Origin of the sequence: Streptomyces sp. NPDC053076, from assembly GCF_044546845.1 — a bacterium.
Taxonomy (GTDB): domain Bacteria; phylum Actinomycetota; class Actinomycetes; order Streptomycetales; family Streptomycetaceae; genus Streptomyces.
Genome location: NZ_JBITZL010000007.1, coordinates 327,509 through 351,995 on the forward strand (window position 1 = coordinate 327,509; position 24,487 = coordinate 351,995).

Consider the following 24,487-nt stretch of genomic DNA (forward strand, 5'->3'; position numbering starts at 1 on the left):
GAGCCGCACACGCTCGCTCGGAAGACTCCTGGAAGGAACCACCATGCTCCCTGTCCTCACCGAGGACCCCTCCTGGGCCCCGGTCCTCACCCCGGACCTCCAGTCGTCGAGCACACTGACGATCGAGGACCTGGACTCGGCCCCCGCCGACGCGTCGGCCCTCTTCACCCTCTGTGTGCTGGCTCCCGAGCCGGCTGAGGCCCTCGCGGCCTGACGACCGCCGTGCGGGAACAGGGAGGACCGGTGGCCGCCGGCGGCGCATCGCGGATCGGCTGGCGCAGCCATCTGCGGAGCGTCGTCGTGCCGGGCGAGGCCGTGTACCTGGTCTCCGGCCGGGGCGTGCGCGCCGTGCGCGGCGCCCCGGCCGAGGTGCTGGCCCCTCTGCTCGACGGCACCCGCACGCCCGACGAGGTGCTGCGGGCCGCCGCCGGGAACCCGGTGGCACCCGGGACGTCCCCCGACGAACTGCGCCGCGCGCTCGCCGAGCTCTGGTCCGCCGGCCTGCTGCGCGCCCGTTCCGCCGGAGCACCGGCACCGGCCGACCCCTCGGCAGAAGCCTTCTGGGACCTGGCCGGCACCGCGCCGCCCACCGGTTCGTCGGTACGGCTCCTGGTGCTCGACGGCCCGGTCAGCCACGCGCGGGCGGCAGCCGCCTGCACCGACTCCGGGCTCACCATGGTGCCGCCCGGCGCGGCGGACGCGGCCGTCACCCTGGTGCTCTGCGCCGACTACCTGGACGAGCGCCTGGCCGGCATCGACGCCCGCCAGCGCGCGGCGGGCCGGCCCTGGATCCTCGCCAAGCCCGGCGGTCCGACACCGTGGACCGGTCCGGTGCTCCGCCCCGGCGACGGCCCCTGCTGGCACTGCCTTGCCGACCGGCTGCGCCTCCAGCGCGGCTCCGAGGCGCCCCTGCACCACGCCCTGGGCAGCGCCGGCCCGGTCGCCCGGCCCGACGCCTCGCTCGCCGCGAGCCGAGCCCTGGGCCTGCACACCGCCGTCCTGGAGACCGCCAAGTTCCTGGCCGGGACGCCGAGTCCGGTACGCGACGCCGTGCACGTCCTGGACACCCTCACCCTGGCCGTCGGTCACCACCCCGTCGTCCACCGCCCCCAGTGCCCGGCCTGCGGCGACCCCGGACTGGTCGGCGCCACGGTGCGCGCGCCCTTCATCCCCGGGCCCCGCCGCAAGGCGGCGGCCGGCGGCAACGGCCACCGCGCCCTGACGCCCCGCCAGATGCTGGACACCTACGGCCACTTGGTGAGCCCGGTCACCGGCGTCGTGCGCGAGGTGCGGCGCGACCCGCGCAGCCCGGCCTTCACCCACAGCTACCTGTCCGGGCACAACCTGGCGCTGCGGGCGCACACCCTGGCCGGGCACACCGCCGGCCTGCGCGCGCTCAGCGGCGGCAAGGGCCTCACCTCCGAGGAGGCCCGGGTCAGCGCCCTGTGCGAGGCCGTGGAGCGCTACAGCGGCACCCGGCACGGCGACGAGCCGGTGGTCCGCGACAGCCTGCGCGCGCTCGGCGAGGCCGCGGTGCACCCGGACACCGTCCGGCTCTACGACGCCCGGCAGCTGCGCGACCGGGCCGCCTGGAACGCCGCCCGCTCGCCCTTCCAGTACGTCGGCCGCCCCTTCGACGAGGAAGCGGTGCTCGACTGGACCCCGGTGTGGTCCCTGACCGCGGGCCGGCAGCGGCTGCTGCCCACCTCGCTGCTCTACTTCGACGCCGACCCCGCGGCCCCGCTGCGCGCGGACTCCAACGGCAACGCCGCCGGGTCCAGCCGCGAGGACGCCTTCGTCCAGGGCTTCCTGGAGCTGGTGGAGCGCGACGCGGTCGCCCTGTGGTGGTACAACCGCACCCTCGCACCCGCCCTCGACCTCGACGCCTTCGCCGCGTCGGGCGACGACTGGATCGAGCCGCTGCGCGCGGGCTACCGCTCCGTCGGCCGCGAGGTCTGGGCCCTCGACCTGACCTCCGACTTCGGCATCCCGGTGGTCGCCGCCCTGTCCCGGCGTACCGACGGGGCCGCCGAGGACGTGCTGTTCGGCTTCGGCGCCCACCTCGACCCGCGCATCGCGGTGCGCCGTGCGCTCACCGAGATGGGACAGCTGCTGCCCGCGGTCATCGACTCCCGCCCGGACGGCTCCGGCTACCGGGTGGACGACCCGCAGGCCCTGTCCTGGTGGCGCACGGCCACCGTCGCCGACCAGCCCCATCTGCTGCCCGCCCCGAACCGCCGCCCGACCGTTCCCGGCGACCACGTGCACACCCCCCGAGCCGACCTCGCCGACGACGTGGCGGCGCTCACCGCGCTCGCCCGGGAGCGCGGTCTCGAAGTCCTCGTCCTGGACCAGACCCGGCCCGACATCGGGCTTCCGGTGGTGAAAGTAGTCATTCCGGGCATGCGCCACTTCTGGCCGCGTTTCGCGCCGGGCCGCCTCTTCGACGTGCCGGTCGCCCTGGGCCGGCTCACCGAGCCCACTCCGTACGAGCGCCTCAATCCGTTGCCGCTGTTCATCTGACCCCGGCCGCCCATGTCCGGTTGTAGGGGTTCTGACCTGGCCTTTCCTGGCCCGTACGCCCCAAGGTACCCGTCGACGACGCCGGGGCCGCCGCCCGTCGGACGCCACGGACCGAACCTCCGGCCGCCGTCGACCATCCCTCCTGTCCGGTCAGACATCACCACCCTTCGCCCGGACGGCGCCGTCCGGGCGATGATCGACTCGCCCCCCGTCGTCCCGGTCACCGCCGGGACGGCCTCCGGGTGTGTCCACCGCCCCCCGCAGAGAGTCGTCGTGCCTGATGAACTCACGTGAACAGCACCTCAACGAGCCGGAAGGACCGGCCCTGAACCTCTCCGGTGAAGTTTCCGACGTGCCTGCCCCGCGGCTGGCGCGCGCGGTCCTCTTGGCTGTGATGGCCGGATATTCCCTGGTCACCGCCGTGAACCTGCTCGGTGAGAGGCTGACACCGGTCGAGAAATGCGTGGGCTTGAGCGCCCTGCTCGCCGTGTTCGGCCTGCAGATCGTGCACTCCCGGCCGCCGGCCCGGCAGAGCCCGTACTGGCATCGAGCGACCACCCTCCTGCTGCAAGGCATCTTCTGCTTCGTACCGCTCGCCCTCTTCGGCATCGCCTGGGGCGCGATGGGCGGCTTCCTGGCCGGGTCCGTGCTCCTGCTGCTCCCCGGCCGGGCCGCCTGGCCGCTGTACGGCGCGATCGGCCTCTTCCTCTTCACGTACTCGGCGCTCGAGGGCAGCAGTGTGCTGGACAGCGTCTACGCGATGGAGGCCACGCTCGTCACCGGGCTCGTGGTGTTCGGGCTGAGCAGCCTGACCGGCCTGGTGACCCGGCTGCACGCACACCGCGCCGACCTGGCCCGGCTCGCCGTCGCCAGCGAGCGGGTGCGCTTCTCCCGGGACCTGCACGACCTGCTCGGCTACAACCTGTCCGCGATCACCCTCAAGACCGAGCTGGTCCGCCGTCTGGTGCCGGACATGTCCGAGGCCGCCCAGAACGAGATCGAGTCCGTCCTCGCCCTGTCCCGCCAGTCGCTCGCCGATGTGCGCAAGGTCGCCACCGGCTACCGGAACATGTCTCTGATCGAGGAGACGGCGGTCACCTGCTCGATGCTGGAGTCGGTCGGCATAGAGGTGGAGACCGCCATCGACGTGGGCCCGATTCCGTCGCAGATCGACACGGTCCTCGCCACGGTGCTCCGCGAGGGCGTCACCAACGCGCTCCGGCACAGCCGCGTCCACCACTGCACCATCCGGTGCCGGGAGGAGAACGGCATGGTCACACTCAGCATCGCCAACGACGGCGTGGACCCCGGGGAGGCGGCCCGGGAATCACAGCAGGCGGACGACTCCGGCGGCAGCGGCCTGGGCAATCTCACCCACCGGCTGACCCGCGTCGGCGGCAGCCTCACCACTCACCTGGGCGACGACGGCTGGTTCAGGATGGTTGCCCGGGCCCCATTGGCTCCCCACGCCTCCCGTCCCTCCTCGGGACCGACGGAGAACAGACTTAAATAGAAAACTGTACGGAAACAAAAAACTGTACTGTGAAACGGTCAAGATGCGGGGGGGATTCACCACAGTGATACGCATATTGTTGGCCGAGGACATGGACCTGATCCGGGGGGCGCTCGTGGCACTGCTCGGCCTGGAGGACGACCTCGAGGTGGTCGCCCAGGTCGAACGCGGTGACAAGATCCTGTCGGCCGCCCTGGAGACCCGGCCCGACGTCGCGATCATCGACATCGGCCTCCCCGGCCTCGACGGCCTGTCGGCGGCGGCCCTCCTCGCCGAGGAGCTGCCCGGCTGCCCCACCCTCATCCTGACCAGCCTCGGCCGCCCGGGCGTGCTGCGCCGGGCGCTGGACGCCAAGGTCTCCGGCTTCCTGCCGAAGGACGCCTCGCCCCAGGACCTCGCCGAGGCGGTGCGCCGGATCGTGGCGGGCCACCGGGCCATCGACCCCGAGCTCGCCCTGGCGGCCTGGGACAGCGTCGAGAGCCCGCTGACCGACCGCGAGAAGGAGGTGCTGCGCCTCACCGCCCAGGGCGATGAGGCGCCGGAGATCGCCTCCCGGCTGCACCTGTCCACCGGGACCGTACGGAACTACCTGACCTCGGTCGTCACCAAGCTGAACGCCCGCAACCGGGTGGACGCGGTGCGCATCGCCCACGAGTCCGGCTGGCTGGTCTGAGCCTCAGACGCCGGTGCGCAGCAGATGACGCCCGGCGTGCTGCGGCTCCAGCTCCGGCTCCCCGGACAGCACCGCCTGGTGCAGCCGCTGCAGGCGCTGTGAGGGCTCCACGCCGAGCTCCTCGATGAGCGTCCGGCGCAGCTGCTGGAAGACCTCCAGCGCCCGCCACACGCCGCCCGACCGGTACAGCGCCGTCATGAGCTGGGCGGCCAGGTTCTCGTTCATCGGGTGGCGGGCGACCAGCATCCGCAGCTCGGCGAGGAGCGAGGCGTGCCGGCCGAGCAGCAGGTCCGCCTCGATGCGCTGTTCGAGCACCCGGGTGCGCTGCTCGTCCATGCCGAGCACCTCGACCCCGAGCACGAGCCCGACCGGCACGTCCACCAGTGCCGGCCCGCGCCACAGCTTCAGCGCCCGGTCCAGCATGACGGACGCGGCGTGCGCGTCGCCCGTCTCCAGCGCGAGCGAGCCGCGAGCCGCGAGCGACTGGAACTCGCGCACGTCACTGTCCTCCGGGCGGACCGCGAGCCGGTAGCCGCCGAAGCAGGTGGCCAGCACGTCCTTGGCGTCCCCGACCTGCTCGGCCGCGCCACCCGCCGGCCCGGTGCGCAGCGCGGCCGTCACCTTCCTGCGCAGGTGGAGGATGTACGTCTGCAGGGTGGTGGCCGCGCTCTTGGGGATCGCATCGCCCCAGATCTCCTCCATCAGCGTCGGCACGGTCACCACCCGCTCCGCCCTGATGGCCAGCAGCGCCAGCAGCTGGCGCGGCTTTCCCGCACTCGGCACGATCGACTGTCCGTTCAGCCGGACGGCGAGCGGCCCAAGAATCCCAATGTCCATGACACTCCCCCATAGCGATTCCGCGTGTAAGTCACTGATCCGCGGTGTGCACATCGACCATGACACGCCTCCTCAGTGGCACCCAGTGTCACGCTCATTGATTGAAATGTGACCGGCTCACTCCAGCGGGACTCCAGGAACAGCCGAGGCCGGCACGCCTGGGAACCCAAGGCATCCGACAGCCCCGACCGGTACAGGTCCCGACATGGGATGGTTCCCTCCGGACCACGATTCAACGGGGGACTTTCGAAGGCGCAATCCGGCGACTGCATTCCTCGATACGTCGACGGAGCTATATTCCGCCATTTAACTGGCGCAATCATTGCTGTGGCCGCGTGGGACCGGGGCCGGGGTGCGGGGCCGGCCCGAGGAGCGGCCTCGGCCCGGGGGTGACCAGCCGGCCGCCGGCCGTGGAGAAATCCCGCGGGCCGAGCCGCTTGACCTCCCGGCGGGCGGCGCCGGTCAGCACGAGCGTCGGCGTCCAGGCGTGCCGGCTCAGCGCGAGGGAGACGATCTCGAGTCCTGCACGGCCTCCTCGGGGGTCAGGCGGGTGCCGTGGGTGAAGGAGCGGGTGAAGGCCGCGTGGCCCAGGGTGGTGCGGGCCGCTCGTGTGATGCGGTCCACGTCGGTGCGTTCGGCGGGCGGCAGCGGCGCGCCCACGCTGCGGCGGGCCGCGTCGGCCGCGCCGAGCAGCAGGGCCGCGCAGCCGGCGGCGGATGCGGTGCCTCGCAGGGCCGCCGCACCGGCCAGGCCCTCCAGGGACAGCGCGAGTGCGCGCGGCTCGCCGAGTGCGCGGGCCACCTCCAGGCCGCGCAGGTGGAGGGCCGCGGCCCGTTCCGCGTCGCCCCGCAGTTCGGCGACGAAGCCCAGCTCGGCCAGGACCAGGTGGTCGCCCGCCTGTGAGGACACGTCCGCGTAGCCGTCGCGCAGGTTCCGCAGGTGTGTTTCGGCGGCGTCGAGGTCGCCGGAGCGGCGGGCGCCGAGCGCGAGACCCATCTCGGCGTGGATCTCGCCGTACTTGTAGCCCTGCTCGGCGGCGCTGCGCCGCGCCTGTTCGTGCAGGTCACGGGCCCGGTCCCAGTCGCGGGCCAGCAGCGCGAGGCGGCCCAGACCGGACAGCCGGGCGGACACCTCGGCCGCGAGGCCCAGTTCGCGCGCGATCCGCAGCCCTTCGTGCTGGCGGTTCGCGGCCTCCTCGTACTCGCCCTTGATCTCCGCGAGCGCGGCGAGCGGTGACACCGTCTGGAGTTCGCCCCAGCGGTCGCCCACCTCGCGGAAGAGCGCGGCGCTGCGCAGCCCGTCGCGGCCCAGTCCGGCGAGATCACCGCGGATCAGCGCGAGCGTGGCCCGCAGCCCGAGCGCGGCGGCGGTGCCCCATTGATCGCCCGCGGTGGTGAAGAGTGTCAGCGCGCGGTCGTTCAGCTCGTCGCTGTCGGCCGCCGCGCCCGCGCTGAACAGGCCGTACGCGCACAGCCACAGCGAGCGCGCCCGGCGTACGGGGTCGGGGAAGCCCGCGCCGTCCGGGACGGTGACGGCCTGCTCGCGATCGCCGGTGAGCAGGGCGAACGCGGTGTGCAGCAGGCCCAGTTCGGCCTGGCCGGCCCGGTCGGCTGCCGTGGTGGTGGCTGCCGTCGTGGTGGTGGCTGCCGTGGTGATGATGGCCGTGGTGGTGGCCGTCGTGGTGTCGAGGACCGTGCGCAGGCTGCGGCGGGCCTGGGTGAGGCGCCCGCGCAGCAGCCACCACCAGGCCAGGGCGGTGGCCAGGCGCGCCGCCTGGGCCGGGCTCCCGGCGGCGGCCCGGCGCACGGCCTCGTCGAGGGCCGCCCGCAGATTGCCGGACTCGGCGTCGAGCCGGGCGAGCCAGGACCGCTGCGCGGCGCCGCGCAGTTCGGGCTCGGCGCGTTCGGCGAGCGCGAGATAGTGGCGCAGATGCCGGTCGCGTACGGCGGTGAGGTCCTCCATCTCGTGCAGCCGCTCGGTGGCGTAGGCGGCGACGGACTCCAGCAGCCGGTAGCGCGGGCCGGTCGGTCCGTCCGCGACGACGACCAGGGACCGGTCGACCAACCGGATGACCAGGTCGGGCACCTCGAAGGCGGCGACGCCGTCACCCGCGCACACCGCCTCCGCCGCCCGCAGGTCGCAACCGTCGCTGAACGCGGCCAGCCGGCGCAGCACGATGCGCTCGGGCGCGCTGAGCAGTTCCCAGCTCCAGTCGATCACCGCGCGCAGGGTCTGCTGGCGCTCGGGCGCACCCCGCCGGCCCGAGGTCAGCAGCCGGAAACGGTCGCCGAGCCGGGCCGCCAGTTCGCACACGCCCAGGGCGCGTACCCGGGTCGCCGCCAGTTCCAGGGCGAGCGGGATGCCGTCCAGGCGGCGGCAGATCTCCGTGACGGCGGCACGGTCGGAGTCGTCGCAGGCGCCGGGGGCGAGGGAGAAGCCGGGTGCCGCCGCGGCGGCGCGCTGCGTGAACAGCCGTACCGCGTCGGCGGTGGGCAGGGGTTCGACCAGGAAGACCTCCTCGCCCGGCAGGCCGAGCGGCTCCTGGCTGGTGGCCAGCACGCGCAGGCCGGGCGCGGTGCGCAGGAGCAGGGCGGTGAGTTCGGCGGCGGCGTCGACGACGTGCTCGCAGTTGTCCAGGACGAGCAGCATCCGCCGGTCGCGCAGTACGGCCGCGAGGTGATGGGCGGGCGACCGGGTGCCGGTGGCCGGGGCCGGCACGGCGGAGGGCGCGTGGTCGCTGATGCCGAGGGACGCCGCGACCAGCTGGGCGAGGTCGGCGGCGGCCCCGCCGCGGACGCCGGAGAACTCCACGAACCAGGTCCCGTCGGGCAGCTCCGCGGCGTCCCCGCCGTCCCGCGGCTCCTCGGCCGCCGCCACGGCCAGCCGGGACTTGCCCACGCCACCGGGTCCGGTGAGGGTCACCAGGCGCGCCACGCGCAGGAGTTCGGAGAGCCGGTCGAGGGCCTCGCGGCGCCCGATGAGGGGAGTGAGGGAGACGGGCAGGTTGGAGGGGGCGGCCGCCTCCGCGGAGGCGGTGCTCGGGGCCGCCTGCGCGGCGGGGGCCGGGCGCGGGGCCGCCGCGGGGGCGGGGCGCGGGTTCGCCGCGGGCGCGGGAGCGTTCTGCGGTATCGCCGTCAGTCCGGGGTCCTGGCGCAGCACCGCCTGGTGCAGTACGGCGAGTTCGGGGCTCGGGTCGACACCCAGCTCGGCGACGAGACGCGCGCGCAGATCCTCGTAGGCCGCGAGCGCCTCGCTCTGCCGGCCGGCCGCGTACAGCGCCCGCATCTGGAGCGCGCGCAGCCGTTCCCGCAGCGGATGCCGGTCCACCAGGTCGGCCAGCTCCCCGGCGAGGAGCACCTGGTCGCCGGTCGCGAGGCGGGCCTCCGCCTGCTCCTCCAGCACGGACAGCCGCTGCTCGGTGAGGCGTTGCACCGCACCGCGGACGAACTCCCGGTCGGCGAAGTCGGCGTAGGCGGGGCCCCGCCACAACTCCAGCGCCTCGGTGAGCAGTCCGGCCCGGGCGCTCGGGTCGGTGACGCCGCGGGCGCGGTCCACCAGGTCGCGGAACCGGGCCGCGTCCACCTCGTCGGCGTCCTCCAGCCGCAGCCGGTAGCCGGACGGCTGGTGCACCACGCGGTCCCGGCCGAGGGCCCGGCGCAGCTGCGAGACCTTGGCCTGGAGCGAGCCCGCGGGCCTGCCCGGTGGCCGGTCGCCCCACAGGTCGTGGATGAGGCGGTCCGCGGGGACCGGGCCGCCGTCGTGGGCGAGCAGGTCGGCGAGCAGCGCCCGGACCTTCGCCTCGGGAACCCGGACGGCCACCCCCTCGTCGTCCCACACCGCCAGTGGTCCGAGCACCCCAAACCGCATGTGCGTCACTGTACGTCACGGCATCACTCCGGCTCGGCGGTCACCCCGGTCACCGCGACGGCACCCGGACCGACACCGGACCGCGAGCCGCCCGGCCCGCAAGCCGCCCGGACCGCAAGCCGCCCGGCGGCCGGACCGCAAGCCGCCCGGACGCCGGGCTGTGAGTCGGCCGCGCGGGGCGAAGGTCAGCCGAACGACGGGGCACAAGCCGGCCACGAGCCAGCCGTGCGCCGGGCCGCGAGGCAGCCGTGAGCCAGCTGGGGGCCGGGCCGCGAGGCAGCCGTGAGTCGGTCGTGTGCCGGGGCCGTAAGCCGGTCGTGCGCCGGGTCATGAGGCAGCCGTGAGCCGGGTCGCGAGCCAGCTGGGGGCCGGGCCGCGAGGCAGCCGTGAGCCAGCTGGGGGCCGGGCCGCGAGGCAGCCGTGAGTCGGTCGTGTGCCGGGGCCGTAAGCCGGTCGTGCGCCGGGTCATGAGGCAGCCGTGAGCCGGGTCGTCAGTCGGACCGTAAGCCGGGCGTCAGCCCTTCCGAAGGTTTCCCGAAGTGCTCCGGCGCATGGTCGTGTCACCGGGCAGTTCGAGGCAGGTGCGGCGGAGGAAACGGCAGCATGACCAAGTACACGGGCCGGACGGCCGTCGTCGTCGGAGAGGCCACCGCCGTCGGGCTGGCCGTCGCCAAGCGTCTGGTGGAAGGCGGCGCCCGGGTCGTGCTGACCGCCCGCACCGCGCAGGAGCGCCACCGGCTGGGCGCCGAACTGGGTTCCACCGCCCGGGTCGTCGCACCGTCCGGTGTGGGGGGCTGCCTGACGTCCGGCGGCGCCGTCGACCTGCTGTTCGCCGATGTCGTGGCCACCGCCCGCCCGCTGCTGCCGCGGCTCACGGACGGCGGCGCGGTCGTGCTGATGACCCCGGCCCCGTCGTCCGCCGCCGTGCACGCGCTCGCCGCCGAACTGGTCTCCCGGGGCATCCGCGTCAACGCCGTCGCGCCGGGCTGTATCGCGGCGCCGGACGGCGACGGGGTGCCCCTGCCGCCCCTGGGCCGCCTCGGTGCCGCCGAGGAGGTGGCCCGGGCCGCGCTCTTCCTGGCCACCGACGCCACCTTCACCACCGGAGTCCGCTTTCCCGTCGACGGGGGGCTCAGCCGGCCATGACAACCCCCCGGCCCTGCATCCTCCGGCCCTGCATCCCCGACCATGCATCCCCCCGCCCTGCATCCCCCGGCCCTGCATCCCCCGGGGGCATGCCCCACCAGCCATGCGCCCCCGGTCATGACGCCACCCCAGGCCATGACGCCCCTGGGCCGGGCACAGCCCCGGGCCGGACACGACCCCCGGCCGGGCACAGCCCCGGGCCGGACACGACCCCCGGCCGGACACGACCCCGGCCGGACACGACCCCCGGCCGGACACGACCCCCGGGCCGGACACGACCCCCCGGCCGGACACGACCCCCCGCCCGTCCCACCCCCCAGTTCCACCCACCCCGTCCCAGAACCCTGGAGCACAGCCATGAGCACCACACCGGAAACCGCGGCTGATTCGCCAACGCGGACAGACGGCGACTCTCGTCGGCAGGGCTTGGAGGAGCAGCCCCAGAAGCTGCCCATGTTCGCCCTGCTGGCCCTGGCGACCGCCGTGTTCATCACGAGCCTCACCGAGACCCTGCCCGCGGGCCTGCTCCCGGCGATGAGCCGGGACCTGCACGTGAGCGAGTCCGCGACCGGACAGACGGTCACGATCTACGCGATCGGCACCGCGCTGACCGCGATCCCGCTGACGGCGGCGACGGCCGGCTGGCGGCGCAAGCGGCTGCTGCTGACCGCCATGATCGGCTTCGCGGTCGCCAACACCGTCACGGCGGTGTCCTCCGCCTATGGGCTGACCATGGTGGCGCGCTTCGTCGCGGGCGTCGCGGCGGGCCTGGCCTGGGCGCTGCTCGCCGGGTACGCACGCCGGCTGGCTCCGGTACAGCTCCAGGGCCGGGCGATCGCCGTCGCCATGGCGGGCATTCCGGTCGCGCTCTCGCTGGGCGTGCCCGCCGGCACCTTCCTGGGCAAGGTGACCGACTGGCGGGTGGCGTTCCTCGCGATGACGGGGCTGACCGTCCTGCTGCTGGCGTGGATCGCCGCGGCCGTACCGGACTACCCGGGCCAGGAGCGCGGCGAGCGGCCGAAGATGCTGCACGCCCTGCGGGTCCCGGGCGTGGTCCCGGTGCTGTTCGTGACGCTGGTCTTCGTGCTGGCGCACACCATCATCTACGCGTACATCGCCACGTTCCTCGACGACCTCGGCATGGGCGGGAACACCGACCTGGTGCTGCTGGTCTTCGGCGCCGCCTCCCTGGCGAGCATCTGGATCGTCGGCGCGCAGATCCACCGGCGGCTGCGGGTGCTGACCGTCGCCAGCTCGCTGCTGGTCGCGGTGGCCGCCGCGGTGCTGGCCGTGCTCGCCGACCACACCGCCTTCGTCTACCTCGCCGCCGTGCTGTGGGGCCTGGGCTGGGGCGGGGTCCCGACCCTGCTCCAGACCGCGGCCGGAGAAGCGGGCGGGGAGGCGGCCGACGCGGCCCAGGCCATGCTCGTGACGCTGTGGAACGTCGCCATGGCGGGCGGCGGCGTCATCGGCGGTGTGCTGCTCGACCTGAGCGGCAGCGACTCCCTGCCGTGGAGCGTGCTGCTGCTCATGCTGCCGGTGATCGCCGTCGTCGCACTCGCCCGCGGCCACGGCTTCCCCGCCAGGAGGCAGGCGGCGTAGCCGCACCGGAGACACGAGACGTCGAGCCGCACCGGAGACACGAGACGTCGAGTACCGCGACGAGGGCGATGAGGAGTTCGTATGCGCATCGGGGAACTGGCGGAGCGCACCCGCACCTCCCGCAGGCTGCTGCGCTACTACGAGGAGCAGGGGCTGATCGCCTCCCGGCGCGGCCCGAACGGCTGGCGCTGCTACGACGAACGGAACGTGGACCGCGTCCGGCAGATCCGCGGTCTGCTCGACGTGGGCCTGCCCACGCGCATCATCCGGCAGATCCTGCCCTGCCTGGACGAGCCGGACGCCATCCACGTCTCCGACGCGTCACCGGAGATCATCGCCGCGCTGGAACGCGAGCGGGACCGGATGACCGAGCGGATCCGGTTCCTGGTGCGCAACCGGGACGCCGTGGCCGCCTACCTCGACACGGTGCGCTGCGGGCGGGCCGCCTGACCCGTTTTCCGCTCCTCGTCCGCCCCTCTCACCAGGACGTTCAGCGAGCCGTCCCCAGGGGTCGCTCCTGGGGATTTGACCATCACACCAATGTCAGTACCGGACTGTGGAGTCATGACCGAAGAGACTGGATCGACCGAGACGACCGAGACGACCGAGACGACCGGGACGGCGCGGCCGGCGCAGCAACTGCTGCACCACGTCGAGTTCGGTTCCGGCACGCCCGTGGTGCTGCTGCACGGCTACACCATCGATCACCGGCTCCTGCTGCCGCTGGAGCCCGTGTTCGCCGCGCGCCGCGGCTGGCGACGGCTCTACGCCGACCTGCCCGGCTCCGGTCGTTCGCCGCGGCTGTCCGGCCCGGTCACGGCCGAGGCCATGGGCGAGGCGGTGCTGCGGTTCGTGGACAAGGTCGTCGGCGACGAGCCGTTCGCGGTCGTCGGCATCTCCTACGGCGGCCAGCTCGCCCGTCATCTGATCGCCGAGCGGGGCCCGCAGGTCCTGGGTACGGCACTGATCGCGCCGCTGGTCAAGCCGGGCGGTGAGCGCGTGCTGCCCGAGCGGCAGGTGCTCACCCGGGACGAGGCACTGCTGGCCGCGCTCGAACCGGCCGACCGCGAGGCGTTCGCGGGCATCGCGCTGTACCAGGACGACGCGGGCTGGAGTGCCTTCCGCGACCATGTACTGCCCGGCATCCGCGCCCACCACCGCGAGGACGCCGCCGCGTTGCTCAAGGCGTACCTGTTCAAGGAGCTGCCGGAGTCCCGCTTCGGCACGCACGACGGCACGCATCTGCTGGTGACCGGCCGCCAGGACCACATGGTGGGCTGGCGTGACCAGTTGGATCTCCTGGAGCACTATCCGCGCGCGACCTACGCGGTCGTCGACGGCGCCGGTCACAACGTCCACCTCGATCAGCCGGACGCCGTGCACGGCCTGCTGGGCAACTGGCTCGACACCCTGGCGGCGCGCCAGGACTGATTAACCAGCGCGCCGCGCCATGGTCCGGCCGCCGAAGGTATCCCCCGGCCTTCGGCGGTCGTCGGCATGCCCTGAGCCGTTTTTGTTCATAAACTTTTGACACGCCATCGGCCAAGCCGAGATCGGCCCATCAATATTGGCCAACCGGTATTTTCCGACCCCCGGTGGCCGCCCTCCATCCCGGCCACCCCAGCAAGGTTCCCCAGGTCAGAGCGCGAAGTTGTGAAGTGCGGACGCTCGACGGACAGGATTGTGGCTCCGAGGGTATTTTGTGGCAAGGGCACATGCACGATGCACCGGCCTCAGTCTGAGCGTTACGAAATACGAGGGGACGTAGCGTTTATGTCGTCGCGTGAGACGCGCATGTCATTGGTCGACGACCTGCGTATGCAGGGGTTTGTGGAGGACATATTCCGGTCACTTCACAGAGTGGAACAACATCGTTGGGCCCGGGCGTATCTGTGGGCCCTGATCCACGGCTCGGGCAAGAAGACACCACGGCGCATGGCGCGTGAGGACGCCTTACCCCCGGCGGCGCTGCGCGGGCTGCACCAGTTCATCAACGCCAGCTCGTGGGACTGGCGGCCGGTGCGGCGCAGGCTCACCGAGCGCGTCGCGGCACAGGCGGCACCCTACGCGTGGACGGTCGCCGAGCTGATCATCCCCAAGAGCGGTGGGCACTCGGTGGGCGTACACCGGCGCGCGGACCCCGCGACCGGCCGGACCGTCAACTGCCAGCGGGCGCTCGGCCTGTTCCTGGCCGGCGCCGACCGGGCCTTCCCGGTCGACTGGAGCCTGGTGCTCAGTGGCCCCTGGGACTGGGACTTGCAGCGCAGGCGGCGTACCCGGATACCGGAGGAGGAGAAGGAGCGCCCGGTCGGCGCCTACGTCCTCGACTACGCCGCGGACGCGGTCACGCTGCCGCATGTGGCCGGACTGCCCTGGGTTCTCGACCTGACGCGGTGCGAGGACGCGGCCGGCGTGCTCGCGGGGCTGGCCCGGGAGCGGCTGGACGTGGTGTGCGAGGTCGACCCCGGCCAGGTCGTGCTCGTCGGACAGCACACGCCGACCGTGCGCACGGTGGGCGCGCTGATGGGGATGCGGCACGCCCGGCAGCCGCATGTGATCGTGGGGCAGGCTCCGGACGGCCGTACCAAGGTGATGACGATCCACACCTACCCCGGCACGGTACGGCTGCCGCAGCTGGCGGTGGGCGCCGACGGCGCCTCGCGCACGTACCGGATCCTGGAGCGGTCCGCCCCGGACGGCCGGCTGCCTCCCCGGTACTGGATCACCAGTCTCACCGACCGGCCGGTGGACGAGGTGCTCTCCCTGGTGCGGGGCCGGACCGCCGCCCTGGTGACCGTCTCCGTCCTGCAGAACCGTCTCGGTGTCCTGGACTTCGAAGGGCGCTCCTTCCCGGGCTGGCACCACCACATGACGATGGCCTCGGCCGCGTACGTCCACCAGTACCTCGACGACGCCCCGGACGGCGGCGTCCCTGCCGAGCGGAGCAGGGCCGCGTGCTGACGGTGTCCGAGGAGCCGAGACGAACAGACGATGAGGGGACGGCAAGGGGTGACGAACGTACTCGTGGTGGAGCGGGACGCCTCCGCGGCCGAGGCCGTCGAGCGTGACCTGCGCAGACAGGGCTACACCACGCGGAGCGTGCACACCGGGGCGCGGGCACTGCGCACCTACCGCGACGCGGACCTGGTGCTGCTCTCGCTGGAACTCGCGGACATGGACGGACTGGAGGTGTGCCGCTCGGTGCGCAGCGACGGTGACACTCCGCTGATCGCCGTGACCGAGCTCGACGACGAGCTGGAACGGGTGCTCGCGCTGCGGGCCGGCGCGGACGACTGCGTGGTGAAGACCTGGGGTTTCCGGGAGATCGGCGCGCGGATAGAGGCCGTGCTGCGTCGTGTCCACCGCAATACGTCCCAGGAAAAGAGCATTTCCCTGCGCCCGCTGCACATAGATCCGCGCAGCCGTGAAGTACGGCTGCACGACCGTCTGGTTCCCGTCACGTCGAAGGAATTCGAGCTGCTGTACGTCCTGGCCGCGCACAGCGAAACGGTCGTGTCGCGAAAGGAGCTGATGGCAAAGGTGTGGGGCAGTAACTGGGCCTGCACCAGCCGCACCATCGACACCCATGTGAGCAGCCTGCGCGCGAAACTCGGCAGCCGGTGGATCACCACGGTCCGCGGTGTCGGCTACCGGATGGGATACGCCGGCGGGCGCGCCTCGGACCTGCCGGGGGCGTCCGGGATCTTCGAGATGCCCGAGGCGTCCTAGGCGCGCGAGGCAGGACGGCGGCCGGAGACGGCCCAGGGCCCCGGGGCGCGGCGACCCGCGTCCGTCGGGGCCCTTCGCCGTCATACCGCCGTCTTCTCCAGGCGGCGCAGGAGCGGGTGCTCCGCGGTGCCGTCACCGCCGGCCAGGGTGCGCCGGGCCCACCACACGGACGCCAGGTTGGAGGTGAGCAGCACCCGGCCGGGCTCCCGCCGGGCGAGCTCCCCGAGCGCGGCGAGCGTGCCCATGCCCGTGCCGGTGCACAACAGGGCGGTGCCGTCGGGGAGGCCGCCCGCCGCGGTGCGGTCGAGTATCGCCGCGGTGGTCACCTGGTACGGGTCGTAGTGCGGGTCGCCGCCGGGAGTTGAGCGCGCCGGGACCGACACGGTTCCGCCGACCGTGAGACCGGCCCGCTCCCAGAAGGCGCGCGAGAGGTCGGTGAGCCACGGCTGGTACGGCGAGACGAGGGTCAGCCGGCGCACGCCCAGGGCCTCGCACGCGGCCAGGATCGCCTGGGTCGAGGACACCACCGGGAAACCCGAGCGCTCGGACAGCTCGGCGCAGAAGGCGCGGTCGCCGTCCGGGCCGAGCAGGTAGTGCGAGGCACTGCACGCCACCACGGCCGCGTCCAGCCGCATGCCGCCGAACTGGCCGAGGGTGTCGGGCAGGACACGGTTGTAGGACTCCAGCATGTCCCTGAGACCGAGCCCGGGTGTCGTCGGGAAGCGGGCCGTGTACACGTTCACGCGGTGGCCGAGCAGCGTGGTGAACTCCGGTTCCGCGGTCGGGTTCTCCGGCGGGACGACAAGCCCGAGCCGGGGGAGTGAGAGAAGGTCCATGAATGGCACGGTAGGGCCGCCGCACCTGCCCCGGCGGCCTATTCCGTACTCTCTTGCGCACCGCCACACCGTCCTTGCACTGCCTGTACTTCTTGACATTCCTTGACAGTTTTCCATGGCCTTCTGACGCTGCATTCCTTGCCCTGCACCCGCTCCGCCACGGAGGCTGTTGTGCAGCGCCAGACGCATTCGTTCCCGGATTGCGGTTCACCGAACTCTTCCGGAAGCAGGGATGGAAATTCCTTTGCAACAAGGAGTGAACGGAAATGGCAGCAACGGAAAACCATGAGAAACTCCCGAACCCGCCTCGGATCTCCGACGCGACCCTGCGCGACTCCGCGCACATGGCGGGTGTCGAGTTCGGCCCGGACGACGCGGCCGCGATCGCCGGCCTGCTGGTGCGCACCGGGGTCGAGCTGGTCGAGGTGGGCATGGTCTCCGGCCCGGGCTCGAAGGACGCCCACCTGGTCGAGGCCGTGCACGACGCCGTCGGGCCCGAGCGCAGCATGACCCTGCTCGTGGTGCGGGACCGGCAGCAGGTGGCCCGCGCCCTCGACGAGGCCGAGCGCCTCGGCGTGCGCCACATCATGTACTCCATTCCCACCTCGGAACAGCACGCCCAGCTGAAGCTGGGCACGCCGAGTGCCAAGTTCCTGCAGGCGCTGGCCCGTTCGGCGATCACACAGGCCAAGGAGCGCGGCTTCCACGTCACCTTCAGCGGCGAGGACGGCGCCCGCACGCCCAAGGAGCGGCTCGTCCCGTACGTCGCCGCCGGCTTCGAGGCCGGGGCCGACCGGTTCCGGCTCGCCGAGACCGTCGCCTACCTCTCGCCCTGGCAGATGGAGTCGGTGATCGGGGACCTGACCGCGATCGACGGCGCCGAGATCGAGATCCACTCGCACAACATGCTGGGCATGGCCGTCGCGAACTCGCTCGCCGCCGTCCGCGCCGGCGCCCGGTGGATCTCGGCGACCGTCGGCGGCATCGGCGAGCGCGGCGGCAACGCCCCGCTGGCCGAACTGCTCACCTCGCTGCGGATCGTGCACGGCGACACCCGCTTCGACCTCGGCCACCTCACCGAGCTGTCCCGGCTCGCCCTGCGGGGCGCCGGCCTCGGCACGGCCTTCCAGTCCGGCCCGACCACGCCGCACGCCTTCGCCTACGAACTGCCCGGCCAGCTCAGCCACCCGGAGGCGTACGAGACCCTCCCGGCCGAACTGGTCGGCGGCTCACGGGAACTGCGCGTCCGCACCCGGCTGACCCCGGCCCTCGTCAAGTGGGCGCTGACCGATTCGGGGACGTCCGTCGACATCGACGCCTTCACGTCCTGGCTCGTGGACCGCCAGGAAAGCACCGGTGGCCCGCTCCTGGACCGGGACGCCGTCCGCAAGGCCGCCATCGACTTCCAGGCCGCCTGAACCAGCCGTACCCACCAGCCGATCCGCGTGACAGAACGGAGCTCGACCATGTCCACCGCCACCCTCACCGGCGCCTGCCCCGAGTGCGAGACCGACCTGACCGTGCCGCCGGTCGTCCAGGGCGAGACCCTGTCCTGCCCCGAGTGCATGCTCACCCTGCGCGTCGAGGACGTCGCCGACGGACAGCTGACCCTCCAGATGGTCGAGGTGCAGCTGCGCGACTGGGGTCAGTGAGATGGGCCGCAAAGTCGCCATAGTCGCCGACCGGATCGCCTGGGAGGAGCGTCAGCTGATCCAGCGCGCCGACGCGCTCGGCCTCTCGGTCGACTGGGTCAACGACGAGTCCCTGTGCCTCGGCGAACCCGGCGCCCCCTCCGTCCGGGACTACGACGCGCTGCTGATCCGCAGCCGTAGCTACACCCGCGGCGGCCTGGTCGCGAGCCTCGCCGAGGCCGCCGGAGCCCGCACCGTCAACACCGCCGGGGCGATCCACGCCTGCGAGAACAAGGCCGCGCTGCGCACCGTGCTGCGCACCGCGGGCGTCCCCGTGCCGGACTTCCGGCTCGTGCTGTCCCGCAAGGACTTCGAGCAGGCGCTCACCGAACTGGAGCTGCCGGTGGTCCTCAAGCCGGTCTTCGGCGGCATGGGCAAGCGGGTCACGCTGATCCGGCACGCCGACACCGCCCAGTCCGTGTACGACTACGTCGAGGACCTCGGCCACGCCTTCGAGCAGGCATGCCTGGTCGAGCCGTACCTGGGCGGCACCTCGGTGCGCTGCCTGGTCGTCGGGCACGAACTGGTCGGGGCCGCCGAGTTCGCCAGCGGCGGCACCGACTGGCGCAACAACGCCGCCCTCGGCAACGACACCCGCGCCCTCGCCCACGACCCCGACCTCGTCAAGATCGTCGACGCGGTCACGGCGGAGCTGGGGCCCGGCATCTACGGCGTCGACCTGTTCCGCACCGCCGAGGGCTACGTCGTCAACGAGGTCAACCACGCCCCCGGCTTCCGGGCCGTGGCCTCGGCCACCGGCGCGGACGTCCCCTCGGCCATCGGCCGCCATGTGCAGGAGCTGCTCGCATGATCCGCGCAGGAATCGTCGGTGCCTCCGGGCTGGCCGGCGGCGAACTCATCCGACTGATCACCCAGCATCCCGACCTGGAGCTGACCTTCCTCGGCGGCTCCTCGAACATCGGCAGGCGCCCGGCCGAGCTGCACCCGGCCCTGCGCATCGCCCCCGGTCTGACCGTGCAGCCGGTCACCGAGGACGTCGCCGACCAGGTGGACGTCCTGCTGCTGGCCACGCCCGCCCCGGTCTCCGCCGAGCTGGCCGCCCTGTTCGCGGACCGCGTCCCGGCCGTCGTCGACCTCAGCGGCGCCTTCCGTATCCGCACCCCGGAGCGGCACGCCCGCTGGTACCCGAAGGTCCAGCGGCGCACCGACCTGGCCGACCGGTTCGTCTACGGCGTGCCGGAGCTGATCGGCGACCAGCTGGCCGGCGCGGCACTGATCTCACTGCCGGGCTGCTACGCCACCGCGATCACGCTCGGCCTCGCCCCGCTCACCCTGGGCCTCGGCCTCGACCTGAAGACCGTGGTGGTGGACGGCAAGAGCGGCTCCAGCGGCGGTGGCCTCCAGCTGCGCACCGCCGACCTGCACCCCTTCCGTAGCGGCGCCATCGCACCGTACGCGCCCACCGGTCACCGGCACGCGGCGGAGGTCAGCGACTTCCTGGAGCGCGGCAAGCCCGGCTCGGTCGGCTCGCTGAGCATGTCGGCGTACGGCGTCTCGCATGTGCGCGGGCTGCTCACCAGCGCTTACGTCTTCACCGACGGCGAGGTCGACCAGCGCGCACTGCAGCGGGCGTACCTGCGCTTCTACAAGGAGCACCGGTTCGTGCGGGTGCGCCGGCACACCGAGACGCTGATCCCGGTGCCGGACCCGCAGGCGGTGCTCGGCTCCAACTACTGCGACGTGACGGCCCTGCACGACGAGGAGGGCGGCCGGATCGTCGTCCTCGCCGCCCTGGACAACCTGGTCAAGGGCGCGGCCGGCCAGGCCGTGCAGGCGGTGAACCTCCGCTTCGGGCTGCCCGAGGAGACGGGACTGACGATGCACCCGGTGATGCCCGCATGAGTACGGCACAGCACCCCGGGCAGGCCCCGGCCGTCGTGAAGCTCGGCGGCAGCGCCGTCGACGATCTCGACGGGACCTGGTGGGACGACCTGGCCCGGCTGGGCCGGCAGCGCCCGCTGGTCCTGGTGCACGGCTGGTCCAAGCCGCTGAGGAAACTCAGCGCCCGCCACCGCGAGCCGTCGGCGATCCTGCGCGACCGGTACGGCAACCAGAGCCGCTGGACCACGCCCGAGGTCATCGACGACATCAAGACCGTCAGCGCCCGGCTCGGCGCCGAGGTGCTCCAGCAGCTGGAGCGGCGTGGCCTGCGGGCCGAACGGCTGCTCGGCAGCGACGGCCTGCTCGCCGCCGGCGAGGCCGAACGCTGGTGGTGGCGGGACAAGCAACTGGTCGAGCTGGAGAACCTGGTGGGCCCCGTCACGGACGCGGACCCGACCCTGCTGAAGGACCTGGAGCCCGGCCGGGCCCGGCTCGTCACGCCACTGGCCCGCAACCCTGCGGGCCGGGAGGTCAACACCGACGCCGACCGGGCCGCCGCCGCCCTCGCCGGTGCCGTCGGCGCGCCCGACCTGGTGCTCGTCACCGACGTCACGCACCTGCTGATCGACGGCGAACCCGTCCGCGAGATCAGCGCCGAGGCCGCCGCCGCGTTCCGCGACAAGGGCGCCACCGGCGGCATGCGCAAGAAGCTGCGGGCCGCCGACGAGGCCCTGCAACGCGGCGTGGCACGGGTCGTCATCGGCAGCGCGCCCGTCTCCGACCTGCTCGCCGCCCGCACCGGCACCGTCATCACGCGAACGTGAGGAGTACGCCCGTGGCGCAGCCCCGTGTCCTGGTCGTCAACAACGGAACCCTGTCCCTGCCCCAGCTGCGCCGCCGCTTCGAGGAGCTGGGCTCGGCGACCGACGCCGTCGACGCGGCGTCCGTCCCCACCCGCCCCGACGGCCGCTACCAGGCGATCGTGCTGAGCGGCACCAAGGTGCGGGCCTACGACCAGGACCACTACAAGCCGCTCGTCGACCTCGTCATGACCTCCGGCGTACCGGTCTTCGGCATCTGCGGAGGCATGCAGATCCTGGCCGTCTCGGCCGGCGGCCGACTCGCCGAGGGCCCGCAGCGGGTCGGCGGCTACGAGGTGCAGGTCGACACGGAAGAACCGCTGTTCAGTTACGTCAAACCGACGGTGACGGTGTTCCACCGGCACACCCTCTACCTCCAGCAGGCCCCGCAGGGCTTCCGCTCCATCGGCCGCTCCGTGCACGCGCCCGTGGAGTTCCTGCGCTCCGACGACGGACGCATCCTCGGTTCCCAGGCGCATCTGGAGTTCCGCAGCGACGGCCTGGAGATCCTGCGGGGTTTCACGCAGCTCTACAAGTGACCGCCACCGATCCACCACTCACGAGGACTTGAGAGTTGACATGAGCTTTGTGGAAGACACCCAGGAGCCCGCGTTCACCGTCCACCTGAACGGCAGCGGCGGCACCATCAGGAGCTGGGTGGTCGTCGACACGCTCGTCGACGGCCTGGCCATGGGCGGCGTGCGGATGACCCCCGGAGTCACCGAGGAGGAAGTCCGCGGCCTGGCCCGGGACATGACCGACAAGTTCACGCTCGCGGGCCTGCGCATCGGCGGCGCCAAGGGCGGCATCGTCTCCGACGGCGGCAACCGCGAGGAGACCTTCCGCACCTTCGGCCGCACCGTCAAGCCCCTGCTGCACGGCGGCATCCACCTCGGCATCGACATGGGCGTCACCCCTGCCGACCGGGCCGTGTTCTTCGACGAGGCGGGCTACGACCCGCGCTACCGCCTGGGCGCCCCGGACATGCCCGTCGACTGGCGCACCTACTACGAGCCGCTCATCGACGTCACCGGGCACGGCGTCGGTGTCGCCGCGGTCACCGCCCTGGAGGCGAGCGGTCGCGGCGAGGCCGCCCGCGTGGTGGTGCAGGGCTTCGGCGCCGTGGGCCGCGCGGTCGCGCAGTTCCTGGAGGACCGCGGCCATGTCGTCGTGGCCGTCGCCGACGTGCAGGGCACCATCAGTGCCGACCGGCTGCCGGTGGCCGAACTGGCCGCTGTCACCGACGAGTTCGGCCGGATCGACCGCGCCCGCCTGCCGCAGCACGTCACCACCTCCAGCGCGCCGGACGCGTGGCTCGACGTCGACGCCGACGTGCTGGTCCTCGCCGCCCAGAAGCACGCGCTGAACGCCGAGAACGCCCACCGGCTGCGTGCCGCCCTGGTCGTCGAGGGCGCCAACCTCGCCTCCGACGCCGAGGCGCGGGAGAAGGCACGGGCCGCCGGCGCCACGCTGGTGCCGGGGGTCATCGCCAACATCGGCGGGGCCGGCGCCGCCGCCCTGGCCGTCACCCGGGTCGTCCCCTTCGGGCTGGCCGCCGACGCCCGCAAGGCGTGGGTCTTCGACTGGATCGGCGACCGCGTCCGGCGCAACACCCGTGACCTGCTGGAGATCGCGGCCGGCCGGGCGGGCGACCCGCTGCCGGAGCTGCTCGCGGCCCGCCGCGAGGACCGCCGATGACCGCCCCGGCCGCCGCCCGCCACCCCGGACCGGCCACCGCGGCACCCGGAGAGGACGCGGCCGAGTACCGGCGCCGCGGCTGGTGGCGCGACGAGACCTTCCTCGACGACCTGCGCCGCCGGGCCCGCGAGCACCCGCACAAGCCGGCGATCGCCGCGCGCCGCGTCGCCGAGGCCCGCACCGACACCCTGGACTACGCCGAACTGGCCCGGCTCACCGACCGGTTCGCGCTCGCGCTGCTTCGGCTCGGCGTGCGCAGGGGCGACGTCGTCGCCGTACAGCTGCCCAACCGGTGGGAGATGGTGCCGCTGATCTTCGCGTGCATGCGCGTCGGCGCCGTCATCTGCCCGATCTCCCCGATCTGCCCCGAGGAGGAGCTGCGGCACCGCCTCGGACTGACCGAGGCCCGGGTCTGCGTCACGCTCCCCGAGTGGTCGGGCACACCGCTGGCGGAGATCGTCACCGGGCTGCGGGCCGAGCTGCCCACGCTCGCCCACGTCGCGGTGGTGGACGGCCCGGTGCCCAACGGCGCGCTCTCCTTCCACGAGCACTTCGTGGCCGTGGCCCGCGAGGAGGAGCCCGGCGCGGCCGAGCTGGACGGCCTGGCGCTGGGGGCCGACGAGCCGTTCGTGGTGCTGTTCACCTCCGGCACCACCGGTGAGTCGAAGGGCGTCCTGCACAGCCCGAACACGGTCCACTCGGCCGTCCGCGGCTACGTCGACGCCTTCGGGCTCGGCGACGACTGGGTGGCCGCCGTGTCCACGCCGCTCGTGCACTACTCCGGCTTCGCGCAGGGCGTCCTCGCGGGCGTCATGCTCGGTGGCACCGTCGCCTTCCAGGACGTGCGCCGCAACGAGGCCCTGCTGGACCTGGTCGAGCGCTACGGGGCCACGCTGCTGTACGGGCCGCCGGCCACGCTCGCGGACGTCGCCGCGTCGCAGCGGGCCGTGCGGCGGGACACCAGCACGCTGCGGCACGTGGTCATCGGCTCGGCCCAGGTCCTGGAGGAACTCGCCGACGAGGTGCACGCGACGCTGGGCGCGCGGACGTACTCGCTGTGGGGCATGTCCGAGAACGGTCCGGTCACCATGACCCGGCCCACCGACCCGGAGGACTGGGCCGCGCACAGCAACGGCCGCGCCATCGACGCCATGCGCACCCGGATCGAGGCGCCCGGCGCCGACGGCACGGGCCGGCTCCGGGTGCGCGGCGCCTCGCTCGCGCTCGGCTACTACCGGCGCGAGGACGTCTTCGCCGCCGAGTTCGACGCGGACGGCTGGTTCGACACCGGCGACCTGGCCCGGGACGACGGCCGCGGCGGCCTGCGCATCGTCGGCCGGGCCCGCGACGCCATCGTCCGCGACGGGCGGGTCGCCCCCATGACGGAGCTGGAGGCGGTCATCGGCGGTCACCCCGGGGCCGTCGAGGCCGCGCTGGTCGGCCTGCCGCCGAGCACCGCCGACGCCGACCCCGTGATCTGCGCGGTCGTGGTCCCGCGCGGCGAGCAGGGCCCGACACTGGCCGGGATCCGGGACCGGATCCGGGAGGCGGGGCACGACGAGCGCTTCCTGCCGGACCGCGTCGAGCTGGTGCCCGCGCTGCCCAAGACGCTGACCGGCAAGGTCCGCAAGGCCGAGCTGCGCCAGCGGTACGGGACGGGGTGAGCCGCG

General features: G+C 73.3%; 21 protein-coding genes. 18 read left to right on the top strand and 3 right to left on the bottom strand.

The window, feature by feature from the left end; genetic code table 11:
- The first annotated feature begins 43 nt into the window (after positions 1-43).
- From ACIGYR_RS27820 to ACIGYR_RS27835, 4 genes are all read left to right on the top strand, one after another.
- Positions 44-214: a hypothetical protein gene (locus tag ACIGYR_RS27820; protein WP_391846039.1), complete on the top strand. Its 171-nt coding sequence runs from the start codon at positions 44-46 to the stop codon at positions 212-214.
- A gap of 29 nt (positions 215-243) precedes the next feature.
- Complete coding sequence (locus ACIGYR_RS27825; RefSeq protein WP_399603588.1) at positions 244-2,523, top strand: TOMM precursor leader peptide-binding protein; 2,280 nt, start codon at positions 244-246, stop codon at positions 2,521-2,523.
- A 280-nt stretch (positions 2,524-2,803) separates the two neighbouring features.
- The gene (locus ACIGYR_RS27830) at positions 2,804-4,036 is read left to right on the top strand and encodes a sensor histidine kinase (RefSeq protein WP_399603585.1); all 1,233 of its coding nucleotides are present in this window, start codon (positions 2,804-2,806) and stop codon (positions 4,034-4,036) included.
- Positions 4,037-4,100: 64 nt separating this feature from the next.
- A complete protein-coding gene (locus ACIGYR_RS27835; protein WP_399603582.1) occupies positions 4,101-4,709 on the top strand; it encodes a response regulator in 609 nt (202 codons plus the stop codon).
- A gap of 3 nt (positions 4,710-4,712) precedes the next feature.
- Here ACIGYR_RS27835 and ACIGYR_RS27840 read toward each other — a convergent pair whose 3' ends face one another.
- Together ACIGYR_RS27840 and ACIGYR_RS27845 are read right to left on the bottom strand one after the other, a co-directional pair.
- Complete coding sequence (locus ACIGYR_RS27840; RefSeq protein WP_391846047.1) at positions 4,713-5,546, bottom strand: BTAD domain-containing putative transcriptional regulator; 834 nt, start codon at positions 5,544-5,546, stop codon at positions 4,713-4,715.
- A gap of 495 nt (positions 5,547-6,041) precedes the next feature.
- On the bottom strand, positions 6,042-9,413 hold the full coding sequence (locus ACIGYR_RS27845; RefSeq protein WP_399603579.1) for a BTAD domain-containing putative transcriptional regulator: 3,372 nt from the start codon (positions 9,411-9,413) through the stop codon (positions 6,042-6,044).
- A gap of 603 nt (positions 9,414-10,016) precedes the next feature.
- Between ACIGYR_RS27845 and ACIGYR_RS27850 the strand changes: the two genes are divergently transcribed.
- The 6 genes from ACIGYR_RS27850 (at position 10,017) to ACIGYR_RS27875 (ending at position 15,890) form a co-directional block, all read left to right on the top strand.
- Entirely contained in the window at positions 10,017-10,559 is a 543-nt protein-coding gene (locus ACIGYR_RS27850) for an SDR family NAD(P)-dependent oxidoreductase (RefSeq protein WP_399603576.1), read from the top strand.
- Between the two features lie 357 nt (positions 10,560-10,916).
- Positions 10,917-12,161 carry an MFS transporter gene (locus ACIGYR_RS27855; protein ID WP_399603573.1) on the top strand — a complete coding sequence of 415 codons (1,245 nt, stop codon included), beginning with the start codon at positions 10,917-10,919 and terminating at the stop codon, positions 12,159-12,161.
- 81 nt (positions 12,162-12,242) lie between these two features.
- Entirely contained in the window at positions 12,243-12,611 is a 369-nt protein-coding gene (locus ACIGYR_RS27860) for a MerR family transcriptional regulator (protein ID WP_391846055.1), read from the top strand.
- A gap of 114 nt (positions 12,612-12,725) precedes the next feature.
- The gene (locus tag ACIGYR_RS27865) at positions 12,726-13,592 is read left to right on the top strand and encodes an alpha/beta fold hydrolase (RefSeq protein WP_399603571.1); all 867 of its coding nucleotides are present in this window, start codon (positions 12,726-12,728) and stop codon (positions 13,590-13,592) included.
- 387 nt (positions 13,593-13,979) lie between these two features.
- The gene (locus ACIGYR_RS27870; protein ID WP_400014327.1) at positions 13,980-15,122 is read left to right on the top strand and encodes a transposase; all 1,143 of its coding nucleotides are present in this window, start codon (positions 13,980-13,982) and stop codon (positions 15,120-15,122) included.
- Between the two features lie 30 nt (positions 15,123-15,152).
- The gene (locus tag ACIGYR_RS27875; protein WP_399603565.1) at positions 15,153-15,890 is read left to right on the top strand and encodes a response regulator transcription factor; all 738 of its coding nucleotides are present in this window, start codon (positions 15,153-15,155) and stop codon (positions 15,888-15,890) included.
- A gap of 80 nt (positions 15,891-15,970) precedes the next feature.
- Here the strand turns inward: ACIGYR_RS27875 and ACIGYR_RS27880 are convergent, their stop codons facing one another.
- Positions 15,971-16,726 carry an arylmalonate decarboxylase gene (locus ACIGYR_RS27880; RefSeq protein ID WP_399603562.1) on the bottom strand — a complete coding sequence of 252 codons (756 nt, stop codon included), beginning with the start codon at positions 16,724-16,726 and terminating at the stop codon, positions 15,971-15,973.
- A 266-nt stretch (positions 16,727-16,992) separates the two neighbouring features.
- On the opposite strand from ACIGYR_RS27880, the gene ACIGYR_RS27885 reads away from it, so the two are divergent.
- Genes ACIGYR_RS27885 through ACIGYR_RS27920 form a run of 8 tightly spaced genes read left to right on the top strand, consistent with a single transcriptional unit; the run spans position 16,993 to position 24,481 of the window.
- Positions 16,993-18,144 carry an isopropylmalate synthase gene (locus ACIGYR_RS27885; RefSeq protein WP_399603560.1) on the top strand — a complete coding sequence of 384 codons (1,152 nt, stop codon included), beginning with the start codon at positions 16,993-16,995 and terminating at the stop codon, positions 18,142-18,144.
- 48 nt (positions 18,145-18,192) lie between these two features.
- Positions 18,193-18,378 carry a lysine biosynthesis protein LysW gene (locus tag ACIGYR_RS27890; RefSeq protein ID WP_391846064.1) on the top strand — a complete coding sequence of 62 codons (186 nt, stop codon included), beginning with the start codon at positions 18,193-18,195 and terminating at the stop codon, positions 18,376-18,378.
- Position 18,379: 1 nt separating this feature from the next.
- Complete coding sequence (locus ACIGYR_RS27895; protein WP_399603556.1) at positions 18,380-19,228, top strand: RimK family alpha-L-glutamate ligase; 849 nt, start codon at positions 18,380-18,382, stop codon at positions 19,226-19,228.
- Positions 19,225-20,280, top strand: a complete 1,056-nt coding sequence (argC, locus tag ACIGYR_RS27900; protein WP_399603553.1) for an N-acetyl-gamma-glutamyl-phosphate reductase — start codon at positions 19,225-19,227, stop codon at positions 20,278-20,280. The genes ACIGYR_RS27895 and argC overlap by 4 nt, the downstream gene beginning before the upstream one ends.
- On the top strand, positions 20,277-21,083 hold the full coding sequence (locus tag ACIGYR_RS27905; RefSeq protein ID WP_399603550.1) for an acetylglutamate kinase: 807 nt from the start codon (positions 20,277-20,279) through the stop codon (positions 21,081-21,083). Before argC ends, ACIGYR_RS27905 begins: the two co-directional genes overlap by 4 nt.
- A gap of 11 nt (positions 21,084-21,094) precedes the next feature.
- Positions 21,095-21,658 (top strand): type 1 glutamine amidotransferase, encoded by a 564-nt coding sequence (locus tag ACIGYR_RS27910; protein WP_399603548.1) that lies wholly within the window; start codon positions 21,095-21,097, stop codon positions 21,656-21,658.
- Between the two features lie 40 nt (positions 21,659-21,698).
- The gene (locus tag ACIGYR_RS27915) at positions 21,699-22,817 is read left to right on the top strand and encodes a Glu/Leu/Phe/Val dehydrogenase dimerization domain-containing protein (protein ID WP_399603546.1); all 1,119 of its coding nucleotides are present in this window, start codon (positions 21,699-21,701) and stop codon (positions 22,815-22,817) included.
- Positions 22,814-24,481 carry an AMP-binding protein gene (locus ACIGYR_RS27920; RefSeq protein ID WP_399603543.1) on the top strand — a complete coding sequence of 556 codons (1,668 nt, stop codon included), beginning with the start codon at positions 22,814-22,816 and terminating at the stop codon, positions 24,479-24,481. Before ACIGYR_RS27915 ends, ACIGYR_RS27920 begins: the two co-directional genes overlap by 4 nt.
- Positions 24,482-24,487: the final 6 nt, after the last annotated feature.

Coding starts and splice junctions, on each gene's coding strand:
- ACIGYR_RS27820 (WP_391846039.1), top strand. CDS start 44: ATGCTCCCTGTCCTCACCGAGGACCCCTCCTGGGCCCCGGTCCTCACC.
- ACIGYR_RS27830 (WP_399603585.1), top strand. CDS start 2,804: ATGAACTCACGTGAACAGCACCTCAACGAGCCGGAAGGACCGGCCCTG.
- ACIGYR_RS27840 (WP_391846047.1), bottom strand. CDS start 5,546: ATGGACATTGGGATTCTTGGGCCGCTCGCCGTCCGGCTGAACGGACAG.
- ACIGYR_RS27845 (WP_399603579.1), bottom strand. CDS start 9,413: ATGCGGTTTGGGGTGCTCGGACCACTGGCGGTGTGGGACGACGAGGGG.
- ACIGYR_RS27850 (WP_399603576.1), top strand. CDS start 10,017: ATGACCAAGTACACGGGCCGGACGGCCGTCGTCGTCGGAGAGGCCACC.
- ACIGYR_RS27855 (WP_399603573.1), top strand. CDS start 10,917: ATGAGCACCACACCGGAAACCGCGGCTGATTCGCCAACGCGGACAGAC.
- ACIGYR_RS27860 (WP_391846055.1), top strand. CDS start 12,243: ATGCGCATCGGGGAACTGGCGGAGCGCACCCGCACCTCCCGCAGGCTG.
- ACIGYR_RS27865 (WP_399603571.1), top strand. CDS start 12,726: ATGACCGAAGAGACTGGATCGACCGAGACGACCGAGACGACCGAGACG.
- ACIGYR_RS27870 (WP_400014327.1), top strand. CDS start 13,980: ATGCAGGGGTTTGTGGAGGACATATTCCGGTCACTTCACAGAGTGGAA.
- ACIGYR_RS27875 (WP_399603565.1), top strand. CDS start 15,153: ATGAGGGGACGGCAAGGGGTGACGAACGTACTCGTGGTGGAGCGGGAC.
- ACIGYR_RS27880 (WP_399603562.1), bottom strand. CDS start 16,726: ATGGACCTTCTCTCACTCCCCCGGCTCGGGCTTGTCGTCCCGCCGGAG.
- ACIGYR_RS27885 (WP_399603560.1), top strand. CDS start 16,993: ATGGCAGCAACGGAAAACCATGAGAAACTCCCGAACCCGCCTCGGATC.
- ACIGYR_RS27890 (WP_391846064.1), top strand. CDS start 18,193: ATGTCCACCGCCACCCTCACCGGCGCCTGCCCCGAGTGCGAGACCGAC.
- ACIGYR_RS27895 (WP_399603556.1), top strand. CDS start 18,380: ATGGGCCGCAAAGTCGCCATAGTCGCCGACCGGATCGCCTGGGAGGAG.
- argC (WP_399603553.1), top strand. CDS start 19,225: ATGATCCGCGCAGGAATCGTCGGTGCCTCCGGGCTGGCCGGCGGCGAA.
- ACIGYR_RS27905 (WP_399603550.1), top strand. CDS start 20,277: ATGAGTACGGCACAGCACCCCGGGCAGGCCCCGGCCGTCGTGAAGCTC.
- ACIGYR_RS27915 (WP_399603546.1), top strand. CDS start 21,699: ATGAGCTTTGTGGAAGACACCCAGGAGCCCGCGTTCACCGTCCACCTG.
- ACIGYR_RS27920 (WP_399603543.1), top strand. CDS start 22,814: ATGACCGCCCCGGCCGCCGCCCGCCACCCCGGACCGGCCACCGCGGCA.